The sequence below is a fragment of the Paenibacillus sp. YSY-4.3 genome (assembly GCF_054767475.1).
Genome location: NZ_BAABMC010000001.1, coordinates 423,337 through 440,210, shown reverse-complemented (window position 1 = coordinate 440,210; position 16,874 = coordinate 423,337). Strand labels below are relative to the sequence as shown.

The following is a 16,874-nucleotide window of genomic DNA, read 5'->3' as shown; positions in this document are numbered from 1 at the left end:
TACATTCCTATGCGCTAACGGTTCCGATACTCCAGCGGGGTCATGCCGGTCCGTTCCTTGAACAGCTTGCTGAAATAGTGCGGGTTCGTATAGCTGAGAATTTCGCTGATCTCATATATCTTTTTATTCGTCTCCCGCAGCAGCTTTTGGGCATAAATCATTTTGTTGCGGATCACGTAATCGCTAAAACTCTCTCCTACTTCCTTCAAGAAAATCCGGCTTAAATAACTGGAGCTGATCGGAATGAATTCCGCCACCTTCACCAAGGTAATGTCCTCTAACAGATGGCTGTCGACATATTCTTTGGCTAACCTGACATGCAGGCTGTCGCTCTGCTGGTTCACTGGGAATTTCAGCTGAACTTCCAGATAAGCTTCCGGTATTTGCCGCAAGTCATCATAGACTGAGCTGCAGGAATAAATGATCGAAGCATTCAGCAGCTCGAAAACTTTGCTTCGCAGCCGATCTAGATACTGCTCCTTGCTCTGGTGATCCTCCAGCCCTTCCTTGGACTTAGCGGGCGCCAGCCACAATATTTCGCGGTGATTGCGGTGAAACACAATGCCTCCCCAGTCTCTGGCTACGTATTCGTCGATCAAATATCGGATCGACATGAATTTGAGGTGATCCCTGGCATGAACTGCGGCCATATGGTCAGCCGCGTCATCGCGAAGCCGGATCGCAGTAATCCACAACCCCTCCTCAAACTGCCCTTCCGTAAGCTCGGGAAGCAGCATTTTTTGGGGATACGTATAAGCATCAAGCATTGAAACGAGCCAATCGTTCCGCTCGTCCTCCGACCATTTTCTCGCAGGGGCTTTCGCCGTGCTCTGCTCCAACAGCTGAATTGCTTTGTGAAGCGTTGCCGTCACTTCTTCCTCGTCCATGGTAGGCTTGTGGAGATAGTCCAGCGCTCCAATGCGGATCGCCTCTTTTACGTAGGGAAAATCGTCATAGCTGCTCAAATAGATAACTTGTATGCGCCCGCCGTGCTTTTTGCGGATATGCCTGCCCAGATCAAGCCCGTCCATGCCTGGCATACGGATGTCGGTCATCACGATGTGGATGTCCTCAGCATCAAGCACCTTTACCGCTTCTTCCCCGTTGGACGCCTCGGCTTTCCAGCATACGCCCTGCGCCTCCCAATCCACCATGTAACGCAATCCCATCCTTACAATCGCTTCATCCTCAACGACAAGAAGATTCCACATTCTAAATCTCCTTCCTTACAGGTTTATAGGGTATCGTAACTATAACTGCCGTTCCCGGCTCCAAACGCTTGAGCGTCAGACCGTATTCTCGGCCGAACCATAGCCGTATCCGGTCATTAACGTTATTTATTCCGATGTGGGCACAATCGTCTTCGCGCCTTTCCTGAAGCAGGCCCTCGATTTGCTCCTCGCTGATTCCAGCCCCGTTATCCATGATCTCAATGCATAGGATATGGCCATTCTCTAACAGACGGGCCCGAACGGTAATCGTCAAAATGCGGCTTAGTCCCCTTGAAGCATGAAAAATAGAATTCTCCAAAACCGGCTGAAGCAGCATAGCCGGTATGCCTGCATCCGCCAATTGCTCAGGGATGTCCCACTCCACTTCAAAAGTATTCGTATACCTTAAATCCATCAGCTTCTCGTAGTCCTGCAGGAGCTCGATTTCCTTAGACAGCGGCATTAACTCATCATTCAGCTTTAGATAGGACTGCAGCAAGCGATTTAACGAATGAATCAGCTTGGCGATTTGCGGAGACTGCTGCAAAATGGCCAGCATCCGAATGGAATTCAGCGTATTGTATAAGAAGTGAGGCTGTATCCTGACTCGCAGTGCATACAGCTCTGCCTTTCGCTTCTGTCTTTCCTTCTCGGCGATCGAGTGGATCAGCTCATTTAGACGTTTGACCATCCGGACGTAGCTTAAATGCAACTGGCCGATTTCGTCGTACCGATTGGGCGCCTCGAGAATTTCGAATCGGCCGGTCTCGACATTGCGCATGGAACGAATCAAGCGGCGAATCGGCCCAGCCAGGCCGTTGGCCAACAGCCAGGATACCGCCGCCGAAGCGAACATCAGCCCAACCGCAATAACAACGGTATATTGGCGTATCGTGCTTGTTCCCTGCAAGATATCAGCTTGATTTTTGCCCATATAGATCGTCCAGCCTAGATACTTGTTCTGGCGCACAACGCCGCTGTACTTCACATTTCGTTGATCCAGACTGCTGTCGGCAACCCACGTTCCATCCGCACCGCTCTCAAGAGGTTGCTCCAGCAAGTGTGCCGCTAATTGTTCATCCGAAGCATAGACAAGCTGATTGTCCGCATCGAGGACCGTGACGACCGTATCGCGGAGCTGCGAGGAAGTAATGATTCTCTCGATGAAATCGGGAGAAATGTGGATAGCAATGACGGCAAGCGGCCGCATCTGCTCGTCCAGCAGCAATCTGGATACCGTGACGGCCTTGAATACTTCTCCTTCGAATTGCTTTACTTCATGTACGCCCGAGACGACGAATCCCCCATTCTTCTCTAAAGCCTCCTGGTACCACTTATCTTCACTCACATCATAATTTTTGTTCATAGTAGATGAACCGCTGAGCCGGTAACCACTGATGCTTCCGTTCATCCCATAGAACACCATTCCTTTGATCGACTTGTTGATCGAAGGATACGCGCTCATCAAGCGAATGAGCTGCTTCTGCGCATTCAGCTCCGCTGAGCCCCATTCTTCCTGAGGTATGTAAGGCTGATTAAATATTGTAAACGCTTCCGGCATATAGTAAGGCAAAATGCTGAATCGGTCGAAATCATTGACTTGCTTCTCGATCGCCGTAATCAATTGACCGGCAATAATTTGCAAATCCTGCTCCGTCTGCTGCATTAAAGTTTCCGAAGATTTCTTGTAAGCGATCGTTCCGAGCAATAGTACGGGCAAACTGCTGGCGATAATGAGTACGATGAACAATTTATGATGATATGATAACCGCTTCCAAAGCATAATTCAGCCCCCATGATCTTGTTGTCTTTCTTTCAGTCTAATCGGGATGAGATGCATTATCCATCCGCAAATTTTGTTTTTTTCACCCGTTTTATGCGGTCGCGCCTCTAGCCGGGAAATACAATAGACGAACATTGCTTTTTACTACACTTTCATTACTTCTTAGGGCACACCGAGCTGCATTTCATCTCCTCACCGGACATAAAATAGTGCAAAAAAAACCGCCTCTTGCGGCACCACAAAATCGGGCCTTCGAGACGGCATCTAATAAATAATTCCACGTATTAAGACTTCTTCGCTCCGACCTTAACGGGTGGCAGCAGCTTCTGCATGTTCACCGTCCGCACGATCTCCCAAGTATCCGGGTTATTAGGGTCATACTGCTCCAAATAAGCGATAACCTCTTTCGTAATCGGCGTCGGCGTGGATGCGCCCGAGGTAACGGCTACCTTGCCGACTCCCTCCAGCCACTCGCGCTTCAGCTCGGTGACATCGGAAATCCGGTACGCCCTTACTCCGGCTATTTCCTCCGACACTTGAGCCAGGCGGTTGGAGTTGTTGCTGCGCGGGTCACCTACGACGATGACAAGATCCGCCTGTCCGGCCTGCTCGGCTACCGCCTCCTGCCGTACCTGGGTTGCCAGGCATATTTCATTATGAACCTCAGCGCCGGGGAACTTCTCCAGCAGCTTTTTCATGATATGCTTGATATCCCACTGGCTCATCGTCGTCTGGTTGGTGATGACGATCCGATCCGCATCGATACTCAGCGAATCAATTTCTTCTTCCTTCTCGATCAAATGCACGTGTTCTGGCGCGACCCCGATCGCCCCTTCCGGCTCAGGATGCCCCTTCTTGCCGATGTAAATGATCTCGTAGCCATCCGCCACCTTCTCTTCGATCAGGACATGCGTCTTGGTCACGTCCGGGCAAGTGGCATCCACTGTAGTCAGCCCTTTGTCCCGGGCGATTTTCCGCACTTCAGGCGATACTCCGTGAGCGGTGAAAATCACCGTTCCGCTCTCCACCTGGCTAAGTATATCCAGCCGGTTCGCTCCGTCAAGCGTAATGATTCCTTCATCCTCGAAGGATTGGGTCACATGACTGTTGTGAACAATCATCCCTAGTATATATATTGGCCGCGGCAAGTCGAGATTCTTGGCGGCTTGCCGGGCAAGCACCATCGCATCTACAACACCGTAACAATAACCGCGCGGCGAAATTTTGATCACTTCCATGATTCGCACCCTCGCTTTCTTGTTCCCCTCGTATCCAAGCCAGATCCTGTCTGAAGGGCAACAATCTTTATTATAGCCTATTCCAGCTGGCCGTTAAAGACAACGGGAAGCCAGATTACAAAAGTTGTTCCCTCTCCGCGCCGGGTGATCACTTCGACCGAGCCTTGATGCTCATCGATGATCCATTTGGCAATGGACAGGCCGAGCCCCGTACCCTGAGTGACTCCCCGGGATGGGTCCGCCCGGTAGAAGCGTTCGAAAATTTGCGGGATTTCGCTGCGATCCATGCCGATTCCGCTGTCTTTGATCCGAATGCCGACCTGGTCGCCCGATTTGACCGCATCGATGACGACTTGCCCTTCCGGTGTATACTTAAAGGCATTCTCGATAAAAATGAACAGCATTTGCTGCAGATAATCCTTATTGCCGTCGATGACTGCGTCCTGAATGACCGATAGTTCTCCCTGCAGCCACAAAGACTTGCGAGGCAAGAAATTGGCCCGTCGAACGACCTCCTCCACGATCGGACTCAGCAATTGCGGCTGCTTCTCGATCGTCTGACCGGCATCGGCCCGGGCGAGAGACAGCATATCATTGATCAAGCGGCTCATGCGCTCCGACTCATCAGCGATATCGCTCACCGCTTCCAAAGAGAATTTGCGAAGCTGCTCCTCATCCATCGCCCCCGGCTCTCCGCCCTCCCGGACCCAGATTTTCTTCAGCAAATCGACATTCCCCCGAATGGTCGTAAGCGGCGTCCTCAGCTCATGCGAGGCATCCGATACAAAGCGGCGCTGGTTCGCGTACGCCTCATCCAGCTCCTTATAGAACCCTTCCGCCCGGGCCAGCATGTTGTTTACGGTGCCGATCAGCCGGCCAATCTCATCGCTGGGACCATCATATTCGATGCGGACACTTAGATCCGTCCCCTTCTGAATCCCGTTGGCGGCCTCGATAACCTTGCCGATGGGCGCCATCGACTGCCGGGCCAGGAATAACCCGAATGTACTTGCTACTGCAATCGTGATGAACGACCCGAACAGCAGCACGGTCTTCAGCTGATCCATGATCCGGTTCTCCGCATTGGTATCTGCGGCAAGCTGGAGCAGGCCGACGATCGCGTTACCGTAGACGAGCGGTCTTTCGTACAGCATATAAGAGTTTCCATTGATAGTAATACTCTGAAATACGCCCTTTTTGCCGATCTGATCAATGTCCGGGACCGGGAATACCATTTCCCGGTTCAGCATGCCTTCGGAAAGGCGCGTGGAATTTTTGACATAGTTGTTCAATTGCCAGAAGATGCGGGCATCCTCCAAACGAAGAATTTGGCTCCGGTCCATTTGCAGATCCAACCCTTGAGACAGGCTGACGTTCTGAGATTTCTCAATCTGAGCTCCGTGATCTTCGACCTTCTTCTTCACTTCCAGAAAAATATTATACCGAACTATTCCATAGATGGACGCGCCAAACATAATAAGCGTAATCGCCAAGATCCCCGTATACCATGCCGTTAGACGTAACCGAATCGACATGCTCAGGAATCCCCTCTCAGAATGTAGCCGGCGCCGCGGATCGTCTGAATGATACGTTTCCCTCCATGCTCCTCCGTCTTCTGCCTGAGCATGGCAATGTACACCTCAAGCACGTTCGATTCGCCGCTATAATCGTATCCCCATATTTTGTCCATGATCAGGTCGCGGGTGAGAAGCCGCTTCGGGTTTTGCATGAACAGATGCAGCAGCTCGAACTCCTTGGCAGTCAATTCCAGCCGCTGGCCGCCGCGAAGTACTTCCCGGGAATCCATGTCCATAATAATATCCTCGAAGATCAGCCGATTGCTTCCAGCCTCGCCTCCTGTGGAATCCTTACGGCGCAGCAGCGCCCGTACCCTGGCCAGCAGTTCCTCGAGCGCAAACGGCTTCACCAAATAGTCGTCTGCTCCAGTGTCCAGCCCCTTAACCCGGTTCTCGACCTCATCTTTAGCCGTCAGCATAAGGACAGGAACCGTACTGCCCCCCTCCCTCAACCGACGGCACACCTCGAATCCGTCCAGCTTCGGCATCATTACATCCAATATGATCAAATCCGGATCCGCTGTCAGCAGCATCGACAGACCTTCCATTCCATCATTCGCCGTATATACGTCGTACCCTTCGAATGCCAAGCCCCGGCGGAGCATAGAAGTAATTTTCTCATCATCGTCGATAACTAGTATTCCCGATCTCACGGCCATCTCTCCTTTAACAAAGCCGCTGTCAACTAAATTCCCGTTTTGCGGCTCGTACCATTGTTCATATCTTTATTGTACAACAAGATCAGGTCTGTTTCCTTTCTGGCTACAGCTACATTAAGAGGCGGCAGGGCAAATTAGCCGTGCCGCCTCTTTTTGTCTCTGCAGACCTCTCAATCGGTCTTATTGCTGTAGATTAGGAAACTCATTTTTGTCGCCAATCGTCACCTTCAGATCGATATTCTTGCCGTCACGCACGATATTGAATGAAACAACCGTACCGACGGTTTGCTTCTGAATATGAGCGATGAGCTCTTCCTTGGTCACGAATTTCTTGCCGTCTGCGCCGGTGATAATATCATAGGGACGAAGGTCCGCATTGTATGCCGGCGATTTATAGACGATATCGGAAACGACGGAGCCTTCCTTCACATCAGTTCCCATCTGTTTCGCCACTTCATCTGTCATCGTCATCAGGGTAGCCCCGATGAACGGTACCGGCTTCTTAGGAATTTCCTCGTTATTCTTCAGCTTATCCAGCACTTCGGACACCGTAGACGTCGGAATAGCGAATCCGATTCCTTGGGCATCAGAGCTGACCGCCACGTTAATCCCCACGACTTCCCCATTCAGGTTCAGCAGCGGGCCGCCGGAGTTCCCTGGATTGATCGATGCATCGGTTTGCAGCAAATGCTCGTATTCCCGGTCCTTCTCGCCATTGTCGCCGGCGATGCGGATGCCGCCTCTTTCCTTGGCGCTCAGCACCCCTGCCGTAACGGTATGGTCAAAGCCCTGCGGGTTGCCGATCGCTACTAGCCATTCACCAACTTGCGTATTGTCAGAGTTGCCAAGCGGGATAGAAGGAAAATTGTTGTCCCCTTCGATCTTAAGCACGGCGAGGTCGAGCTCATAGCTTGTACCTAGCACCTTTGCTTCATAAGGCTTCTCGCTGTCCTGTAGCGTTACCTGAACGATATCAGCGTTATGCACGACGTGCTCATTCGTCAAGATGTAACCCGTTTTATCGAAGATGAAGCCGGATCCAATCCCGGTAGGCACCAGCTGGTTGGAATTGGAGGAGCTGCCTCCGTTGCTGCTTCCCCCGTTGTTTCCGTACAGGTCGTCGCCAAAGAAGAAGCGATAGAACGGGTCGTTGCTTTGGCTCCGCTGGCTTTGTCTGCCGGCTTTAACCAGAGTCTCGATCTTTACGACCGCCGGACTAGCCTGCTGCACGACGCTGGTAACGTCGCCGGGATTCGTCATTGGGAAGACAGCTGTCGAAGTCTTGGTCGATGAGCCTCCATCCCCTGCCGCTGTCTTGGATTCCGGCGCCGTTGCTGCTGGGACATGTGCTGCTGATTCAGGCGTGAACAGATTGGTTCGGTCTGCGAACACCATCGCCCCGGTCAAGATCAGCATTCCTGCCAGCATACCCGCCAATACGGACTTAAAGGACGAGCGCTTCGGCCGTTCATTATACTGCCAGTTGTTGTTCTTTGCCGCTGGCGGAGCCGAATTTCCCGTCCCGCTGCCGCTGAATGCGCCACGTGAGCCTTCCGGCGAATTATAGCCTGTAAAAGAAGATGTAGGGATGGGCTTCACCGGCTGCGGCCTGGTGATTTCAACCTCCTCCGGCTGACGGCGCTCATGGGATTGCCCTTGGCCGGATTCCTCGCCGTCTTTGCCATAGGATTGAAACGGCCCATATGAATAGTAATATGAAGAGGACGAGCCCGACTCCGGAGTTTGCTGCTGTTTGTCATTTCCGTTCTCTCCGAAGCCTTGACCCGGTTTATTTCTTTGATCGTCCATGGTAAATACCTCCTTGCCCCCGGTCTTGCTAGGGTTCTTGTTTACTGTTCTTATTTTGTACTATAAACCTTAAACGTACCTTAAAAACAATTAAAAAGGAGATAAAAGCCTGAACCAACCTATATTATGCTTTAGCAGCAGATTCGCGGCCATGCTATCGATGCTAGAAGCCTGTTACCCAGCCTTGGCGGTGGGCATAGATCGCCAGCTGCGTCCGGTCCTCCAACTCGCATTTCATCAGCAAATTGCTGACATGGGTTTTCACGGTCTTAATGCTGATATGAAGCTCCTCGGCGATGTCTTTATTGTTCTTCCCTTCGGCGATCAGCAGCAGCACTTCCTTCTCCCGCTCGGTCATTCCGGAATCATCTCCCTGCACGGTACGCTGGCGCAGCCCGCGCGTCAGTGCCTGAGCGACGTCCCCAGTCATGACAGGCATGCCCCGGTATGCTCCCTGCAAAGCATAGATGAGCTCGGCCGCCGAAACGGTCTTTAGCACATAGCTGACCGCACCCGATTCAATCGCCTGAACGACAAGATCGTCTTCAAGGAAGCTCGTCAAGATAACAATCTTTATTTCAGGATATCGACCCAGCACCTCCTTCGTCGCTTCGGCCCCGTTCATCGAAGGCATCATCAGGTCCATCAGGACAATATCCGGCAGCCCGCCTTCGAGCCCCTGGTCAAGCAGCTTGACGACCTGGTCGCCGTCGCTGGCCTCTGCTACAACCTCAAAGCCCGGATCAAGCATTAAATACGTTTTGAGACCCATGCGCACCATATCGTGATCGTCCACGACCATCACTCTGATTTTCTTGTCGCTCATACTGCCGTTCTCCCCTCTACTCTTCTTCAAACTTTGGAATATGAACGCGAATCGTCGTCCCTGCCCCCGGCTTGCTAATAATCTCGACATTGCCCCCGAGCTTCTCCGCACGTTCCTTCATCGTCGTAAGCCCGTACGAGCCCTGCTTCTGCGCTCCGTTGCTGAAGAAGCCTTGCCCGTCATCGCTGATGCTCAGCACGACCTGCCGCGGCCCTTCCCTCAGCGACAGACTAACCAGTTTGGCCCCGGAATGCTTGACGATATTCGCCATAGCTTCTTGTACGATCAAGAACAACTGATGCTCCTTCGCCTCGGACAAAGCACCCTGCAGATCCATGTCCTTCATTCCTCTAAGGCCGTTCTGCCGGCAATAATCGGGAAACCACTGATCCAGTGCCTCGGCTAGCGTCTTGCCCACCAGCTCCATCGGACGCAGCTGTGCGATGAGCGCACGCATCTGCTTCTGGGCCATGTTGGACATTTGAATCAATTGATCCAGCACGATTTGTGCCTGGGCTTCATTCAATTCCAGTACCTTCGGCAAAGAGGAGGCTGCCATATGTATGGCGAACAACTGCTGGCTTACCGTGTCGTGCAAATCGCGGGCAAGCCTTCTCCGCTCCTCGAGCACCGCTTTCTCTGCGGCCTGCTCCTTCTCGACCACTTCCTGCTCGCCGAACTGCTGAAGCAGCTTCATCTTCTTCTCAACAGCCTCCGTCATGTTGTTGAATTCCTGGTAGACACCGGAGAACGTCTGGTCAGCCGTGTCCGGCATGCGAACCGACAGATTCCCCTTTGCTACCTGGAGCATATTTAAATGCAAAGAATCGAGCCGCCGTTGTATGCGCTGCCCGGCGATATACCCGATAATTAGACTAAACACAAGAATCCCCGCGATGATGTAAATCCATACCCGAGGATCGATAACGAGGACGGCTCCGAAGATCGAGCCGACATAGAGAGCTACTGCCGTCAGGCTCCCCGTCAACAGGAAGTAGAGCAGCAGCTCCCATTTTGTATTTTTCAATATACGCTGCACGATCATAATCAGCCCACCATGTTCACTTTAACGTCACCAACGAATACACTGACGACCAGTTTAATGCGCTTGCCGGCCTCACCGTAATGCGGCGACTGGGCATTTACGTTGCTTAAGAAGCCTCCGCGGTTTTGCGACAGCACTTTCAAATCGCCTATGAGCGCGCTGGAGGTAGCGGTAATGCCGATATCCATATCCTCGGGAATGAACACCTTTACGTCACCGATAAATGCCGATACATTGATTCTGGTTTCCCCGTAGGGAATTTGAGCTTTCGTCAAATCGATAATCGTATCTCCGATGAAATGTGAAATATTCATCGGCTGCAGCTGGAAATAATCCTGTCCGAGATGGACGTCGCCGATAAATCCAGCCTTTGTAATCACTTCCCGCTTTCCGGATTTCGTACCGCTGCCGTGGAACGAATCATAGTTCATCTTCTCATCCTTCGGCTTCTCACCGAATTCTGCATCGGCCTTGTTCGTCGTTCCGAAGATCTTATCGAGCGGCGACTCCATTTCCGGGTGAAATGCCGGATTGATCGGAGCCTCGAACGGATTGTCGACCGGAGGCGGCGGCGTAGGAGGCAGTTCATCCCGTTTTTCCCGTCTGCCCTGCGGTTTAAACAGAATGGATAAACCGAATAAAATGAGCATGACCGGAATAAACATTTTGAAGAAATCCGAAGATGAGATATCGAGATATCCTAAATTTCTGCCTAGAAAGAACACGCCTAATACGATCAGGACCAGGCTCCAAACGAAACTAGAGTCCCCCCGCTCCCTGTTTACGAGATGCAATATGCCGCCCATGATCATAAATACGGGCCAGTAAGTGGAAAACAAATAACCGAGACTAATATCAGTGAAGCCAAGCTGATTCAGCAAAAAGACGACGCCGACTCCAATAAGCACAAGTCCTCCGAATATTCGGCCTGATATGCCGTTCTTCATTTTCATTCCCTCCATCTTAAGAAGCACGAACTTTAATTCCTTGAATCTGCTTTTAGTGTACAACATCCTGTAAAGAAGGGACAGCGGCGGCAGATGGAAAACCGTCTCCGTCCCGAGACCGATAGACTTCCAATTACTAGTATGTATTAAGAAATAAGAATTGCATTCTTTCGTCTGAACATAAAAAGAGCGCCCTATACAGGACGCTCGCGTTACCTTATTTTCCGCTTTGTTGGCTTGCGTTGGATGCAGCATTGCGGGAAGCTCTCGCTTTTTCAGCGACCGTTTGCATGCTCTCTTCAGCGAATTCTTCATTGTATTTTTCGTTTGGCGTTTTGTAGCCTGGGGAAGCCGCCTTCTTTTGATTTGCCATCTGATTTCACCTCCCTTAAGCCGTCGCATGCTGAAATGCCGCGACTGCATGGATGCATTTGTATTATGCAACCCAGGAAGCGATATTATGCAAATCTCGAATCAAATCGCTTTGTCCCAAATATCCTCGGGAATTTCCTTATTAACCTCCAGCACCTTGCCGAGCTCGCGGAACATTTCCTCCGTCAGCTTGCCCGTGCCTTTGCGGATCACCTGAATTTCGACTTCCTTTTTGCCCCACTCTTTAAACACCTGCTTGGTCGTCGTAAAATACAGGTCGATCTTGTTCCCTTTGATGGCCGAGCCTTTATCGGCTACGACACCATATCCATAACCAGGGATATACAAAATCGTGCCGAGTGGAAATACCTTTAAATCGGCGGCGACAGTCGAAATGGTGTCCTTGTCCCTGCGCACCTTGACTCCGGAATAAGTAATGCCGTACTCCGGGTGGTTCGGTCGTTTGCCTGTGGATTCGTAACCCGCCGTATAACCAGTAGCTATTACTTTTACCGTTTGAAACTTCGCGGTGGCTGTCTTTTCTCCGGCATTGGCACCCGCCCGTTTATCGTGCTGCTCAGATGAGTTTGTAATATATATCGGCTGGGGGATAACTCCCTGCCGAGCTAATATCGCGGTCGTCTTGAACGTATTCATCGCCGCGGCTTGTTCGAAATTCTGCTGTTGAACCGGGTTGGCATAAACCGTATTATCCTTACTCATCAACGATACAAACACGAATATCAGCGTGCAACACATACCAAATCGATCCCAAAAAATAGTTTGGCGCATGTGACAATCTCCTCCCTTATTCCAGAGGATGTCCACATGCGCCAAGGTTTATACCTTTGCTGAATCTATTGCATTCTACCTAAATCTTATGGTTTTGAATATCGTCCTGCAGCATGGAAATAACTTCATCCAGCGATTTAGCGCCGAGATCGCCTTCGCCGCGTTTACGCACGGAGACGGTTCCTTCCCTTTGCTCGTTCTCGCCTACGACGAACATATATGGTATTTTCTCAAGCTGAGCTTCGCGGATTTTGTAGCCCAGTTTCTCGTTGCGAAGATCGCTTTCGGCCCGGACTCTGCCGGCAAGAAGCTTCTCCTCTACTTCGTGCGCATAAGCTTCAAAGTTGCCGGATACCGGAATGACCTTCGCCTGCACCGGAGCTAGCCAGAGCGGAAGATTGCCTGCAAAATTCTCCAGCAGGAAGGCTGTGAAGCGTTCCATCGTGCCAAGTATTCCGCGGTGCAATACGACCGGACGGTGCTTGGCGCCGTCATCACCGACATACTCGAGTTCAAAACGCTCTGGAAGCAGGAAGTCGATTTGTACAGTAGACAAAGTCTCTTCTTTGCCAAGAGCCGTTTTGATCTGCACGTCCAGCTTCGGTCCGTAGAATGCGGCCTCGCCTTCCGCCTCGAAGAATGGCAGACCTTCCTCTTCAACAACTTCGCGCAGCATGCGCTGTGCAGTGTTCCACATATTGTCGTCCGGGAAATATTTGTCCGTATCCTCCGGATCGCGGTAAGACAAGCGGAACCGGTAATCGTTGATACCGAAATCTTTGTAAACTTGGCTGATCAAGGCAAGCACGCGTTTGAACTCGTCTTTGATCTGATCCAGGCGGCAGAAAATATGAGCATCGTTCAGTGTCATCGCCCGCACGCGATGCAGGCCAGTCAGTGCACCCGACATTTCATAACGGTGCTGCATGCCAAGCTCGGCGATGCGGATCGGCAGATCACGGTAGCTGTGCATTTCGCTCTTATACACCATCATATGGTGCGGACAGTTCATCGGCCGAAGTACAAGCTCCTCGTTGTCCATAACCATTTGCGGGAACATGTCCTCTTGGTAATGCTCCCAGTGGCCAGATGTTTTATAGAGCTCTACGTTGCCGAGTACCGGAGTATAGACGTGCTGGTAACCCAGCCGTTCCTCGATATCTACAATGTATCTTTCCAGCGTACGGCGCAAGGCAGCACCCTTCGGAAGCCAAATCGGCAGGCCTTGGCCTACGAGATTCGAGAAAGTGAAGATGTTCAGCTCTTTGCCGAGCTTGCGATGGTCTCGCTTCTTGGCTTCCTCGAGCATATGCAAATGCTGATCGAGGTCAGCCTTTTTGAAGAAGGCTGTACCGTATACGCGCTGCAGCATTTTATTGTCGCTATTGCCGCGCCAGTAGGCTCCCGCCACGCTCAGCAGCTTGAACGATTTGATTTTGCCTGTGGACGGCACATGCGGCCCGCGGCATAGATCGAAGAATTCGCCTTGATCGTAAATGGACAGGACGCTGTCCTCAGGCAGATCACGAATCAGCTCTAATTTATACGGATCGCCCAGCTCCGTGAAAATCGCCACCGCTTCCTCGCGGCTTACTTCGCGGCGGGTAATCGGCAGGTTCTCCCCGATAATCCGTTCCATTTCCTTCTCGATCTTCTGCAGATCCTCCGGATTGATCGGATGCTCCAGGTCCATGTCGTAGTAGAAGCCATCTTCAATAACTGGACCGATACCGAGCTTAACTTCCTTGTTGCCAAATAGCCGCTTGATTGCTTGCGCTAGGAGATGGGCCGTGCTGTGCCGCATGATTTCAAGGCCTTCCTTGGAATCCGGCATAATGATTTCCACCGCTGCTCCATCTGTTAATTTCGCACTCAAATCGACGGCTGCCCCGTTCAGCTTTCCTGCCAGCGCATTTTTGCGCAGGCCGCTGCTAATCGATGCCGCCACATCCTCCAGTGTGCTTCCGTCTGCATACTCCCGAACCGAGCCGTCCGGTAAAGAAATTGATACTGCCATTTCTTGTTCCTCCCTTAGTTTCGTAATTCATTGCCGGGAGCGGACAAACAAAAAACGCCCGTCCCGGAAAGGGACGAGCGTTAAATACCCGTGGTTCCACCCTCATTCGACCGTTCGCAAGCCTCAGTAAAACAGCTGTAGAACAAGTCCTTAGTTAGGCATTATATAACGGTAATGAACCGGCATTCCTTAATATTCGGGCGCGGTGGCCCAAAGTTCGGGAATACAGCTACAAAGGGGTAAACCAAAACCGACTCCGGAGGGAATTCCAGCCGAGTGTTCCCTCTCTCTGTACCGTTCGCATTTCTGGTTCATGTCTTTGTCAACGCTTTTCGCTTGAATATTTGTAATTATAATGCTATCTACAGGCACCGTCAAGGACTCTGCTGGCCCAGCATTATTTAACCTGATCACGCTGCCTCGTTTGTTGAGGGTAATCCCTGCACTCTGGGCAGCGCAGGCAGAGCTCGACCCTTTCGCCGAAGATTTGCCGGATTGTCTTTATTGCCAAGGCTTCCGGTTCACAAGTATGCAGGAGAATGCGTTCCGGAGACAAGGAAATCAGCGTGCTGACGATCATATTTTCCATCTGCAGTTCTTGATCGGCCAGGCGCATAACGACATCACCTGATGAGGCTTCAATTTGTTTTAACCCTTCATTCAAGATGACGAATTCACTGCCATGCTTGTGCATAACGTGGATAAACGGAGTAAGCGGCTCCTGAAAATACACGAAATATTGAAGCAGTGCGATAAAATCCTCATACTGCTTATCAAGTAAAAATTCCTCTACGGCGTAGTCGACCATCTCGCGGAGCTTCAATCCGTAATCCTGAAGCCTGAAAGTAATGAAGCCGTCAAGATCAAGTCCCTCTTGCTGCTCAAATATTTGCAGCAGCGCTGCTTCAATGAGCATCATTCGCGCTTTTCTAGCCTCGGCCTGTCCTTCTTCCGCGGTTAGAAACCTGCCGTAAATCGCCTCAACGGCCTGCTTCTCGCTTTCGTCGAGTTCATAATCCTTTGTGAGAATTTTGCGGACGATGCCTGGTTCCTTAACATCAACGACATACTCCGCAACAGCGTAAGCCAATTCACGCAGGATCTTACTCCACGCGGACTGAATGCCTTTTTTTGGCTTAAAGCTGATACTCCATTCCGCTCTAGAGCGTTCGGGCATATATGCAAATTCAGAGCCGATGCTCCCTTTATGTAACCCTTTGGTCAATCGCTGCATATACTCGGCGAACTGGCTTGCTGACGCCGCGGATGCGACATTCGTGCTTATCGTAAAAAAATCCATGAACTCGCCCCTTTCCGCTTTCTTCTCAAAGTATATGGTGAGGAGGTAGCAGATATACGGAGCGGTTCATGGAAACATCAACAGCTATTGGCAAACAGCTTCGGTGCTGAAAAGGTAACCTTTCGATCACGAAGTATATCAGTTCTGCATAACAAAGTCTTTTTCGACCTGGCTGTCTTGATCGAACACGCGCAGAATCTCATATTTTGTATTCCGCTGCGCCGGGATTTTGCCAGCCTCGCGGATAATGGACAGGATGGACTCAATATTAACCTTGTAGGTTGCTCCTGCAGAGGAGACGACGTTCTCTTCGATCATTGTGCTGCCGAAATCGTTGCAGCCATACTGAAGCGACAGCTTGCCGATTTCAGGACCCATAGTCACCCAAGACGACTGAATGTTCTTAATGTTGTCCAGCACGATCCGGCTGATCGCCACCGTCTTCAAATATTCCCTCGGGGTCTGTCTTTCTCGCTTCATATTCGTATTGTCCGGCTGGAACGTCCATGGAATGAACGCGAGGAAACCCTCGGAGTCATAGCCGTTCTGCAGGCACTCATCCTGAGCGTCCCGGACGCGCATCAGATGCAGTGCACGCTCCTCCATCGATTCGCCAAAACCGATAACCATCGTAGCCGTCGTATTCATGCCAATGCGATGGGCTGTTTGCATGACGTCCATCCAGTCCCTCCAAGAGCCCTTCAAACGGCTGATTTTACGGCGCGTCCGATCATCAAGGATTTCCGCTCCCCCACCCGGCAGGGAATCGAGGCCGGCCTCGTGAATTTGCCGTACGATCTCTTCCAGAGACAAGCCGTCCGACACTTCCTTCATCTTCATAATCTCTGCTGGTGAGAAGGAATGCATCGTAATTTCAGGGAATCTTTGCTTGATCGCCTTCAAGAGGTCTGTATAATAGCTGAACGGCAGATTCGGGTTCGTACCGCCCTGCATCAAGATTTCGGTACCGCCCACATCGATCGTTTCCTGAATTTTTTGAAAAATAACCTCGTCTGGAAGCACATATCCTTCTTCCGACCCCGGTCTGCGATAAAAGGCGCAAAACCGGCAGTATACGTCACACACGTTCGTATAGTTCACGTTACGTCCAATGACGAAGGTTGTGACCGGTTCGGGATGCATCCGTTCCATCAATATGTTAGCCACGTGTCCCATTTTCTCTACTTCATCGGATTCGAATAAAGCGATCGTATCCTCCAGGTCAAGACGTTCTCCCCGAAGCGCTTTGTCTAATATGTCGTCGATTGCAGTCATGGCTGCCTCCTCTTCTCCCTTAG

At 51.2% G+C, this 16,874-nt stretch carries 14 protein-coding genes; all 14 read right to left on the bottom strand.

Annotation, left to right across the window (positions count from 1 at the left end):
• Positions 1-14: 14 nt before the first annotated feature.
• The gene (locus tag ACYUJT_RS02005; protein ID WP_460318443.1) at positions 15-1,211 is read right to left on the bottom strand and encodes a response regulator; all 1,197 of its coding nucleotides are present in this window, start codon (positions 1,209-1,211) and stop codon (positions 15-17) included.
• A gap of 1 nt (position 1,212) precedes the next feature.
• The gene (locus tag ACYUJT_RS02000; RefSeq protein WP_460318441.1) at positions 1,213-2,994 is read right to left on the bottom strand and encodes a sensor histidine kinase; all 1,782 of its coding nucleotides are present in this window, start codon (positions 2,992-2,994) and stop codon (positions 1,213-1,215) included.
• A gap of 284 nt (positions 2,995-3,278) precedes the next feature.
• Positions 3,279-4,232: a 4-hydroxy-3-methylbut-2-enyl diphosphate reductase gene (locus ACYUJT_RS01995; RefSeq protein ID WP_460318439.1), complete on the bottom strand. Its 954-nt coding sequence runs from the start codon at positions 4,230-4,232 to the stop codon at positions 3,279-3,281.
• Between the two features lie 77 nt (positions 4,233-4,309).
• Positions 4,310-5,767: a sensor histidine kinase gene (locus ACYUJT_RS01990; protein ID WP_460318437.1), complete on the bottom strand. Its 1,458-nt coding sequence runs from the start codon at positions 5,765-5,767 to the stop codon at positions 4,310-4,312.
• A gap of 2 nt (positions 5,768-5,769) precedes the next feature.
• A complete protein-coding gene (locus ACYUJT_RS01985; RefSeq protein WP_460318436.1) occupies positions 5,770-6,462 on the bottom strand; it encodes a response regulator transcription factor in 693 nt (230 codons plus the stop codon).
• A gap of 186 nt (positions 6,463-6,648) precedes the next feature.
• Positions 6,649-8,277 carry a S1C family serine protease gene (locus tag ACYUJT_RS01980; protein ID WP_460318434.1) on the bottom strand — a complete coding sequence of 543 codons (1,629 nt, stop codon included), beginning with the start codon at positions 8,275-8,277 and terminating at the stop codon, positions 6,649-6,651.
• 163 nt (positions 8,278-8,440) lie between these two features.
• The gene (locus ACYUJT_RS01975; RefSeq protein ID WP_460318432.1) at positions 8,441-9,103 is read right to left on the bottom strand and encodes a response regulator; all 663 of its coding nucleotides are present in this window, start codon (positions 9,101-9,103) and stop codon (positions 8,441-8,443) included.
• A gap of 16 nt (positions 9,104-9,119) precedes the next feature.
• Positions 9,120-10,148: a sensor histidine kinase gene (locus ACYUJT_RS01970; protein WP_460318431.1), complete on the bottom strand. Its 1,029-nt coding sequence runs from the start codon at positions 10,146-10,148 to the stop codon at positions 9,120-9,122.
• A 2-nt stretch (positions 10,149-10,150) separates the two neighbouring features.
• Positions 10,151-11,095: a cell wall-active antibiotics response protein LiaF gene (liaF, locus tag ACYUJT_RS01965; protein WP_460318430.1), complete on the bottom strand. Its 945-nt coding sequence runs from the start codon at positions 11,093-11,095 to the stop codon at positions 10,151-10,153.
• Between the two features lie 217 nt (positions 11,096-11,312).
• Entirely contained in the window at positions 11,313-11,468 is a 156-nt protein-coding gene (locus tag ACYUJT_RS01960; protein WP_460318429.1) for a hypothetical protein, read from the bottom strand.
• Between the two features lie 101 nt (positions 11,469-11,569).
• A complete protein-coding gene (locus tag ACYUJT_RS01955; RefSeq protein ID WP_460319728.1) occupies positions 11,570-12,124 on the bottom strand; it encodes a 3D domain-containing protein in 555 nt (184 codons plus the stop codon).
• Positions 12,125-12,338: 214 nt separating this feature from the next.
• A complete protein-coding gene (thrS, locus tag ACYUJT_RS01950; RefSeq protein ID WP_460318427.1) occupies positions 12,339-14,276 on the bottom strand; it encodes a threonine--tRNA ligase in 1,938 nt (645 codons plus the stop codon).
• 397 nt (positions 14,277-14,673) lie between these two features.
• A complete protein-coding gene (locus tag ACYUJT_RS01945; RefSeq protein ID WP_460318426.1) occupies positions 14,674-15,576 on the bottom strand; it encodes a putative sporulation protein YtxC in 903 nt (300 codons plus the stop codon).
• A 138-nt stretch (positions 15,577-15,714) separates the two neighbouring features.
• Complete coding sequence (mqnC, locus tag ACYUJT_RS01940; RefSeq protein WP_460318424.1) at positions 15,715-16,851, bottom strand: cyclic dehypoxanthinyl futalosine synthase; 1,137 nt, start codon at positions 16,849-16,851, stop codon at positions 15,715-15,717.
• Between the last annotated feature and the right edge of the window lie 23 nt (positions 16,852-16,874).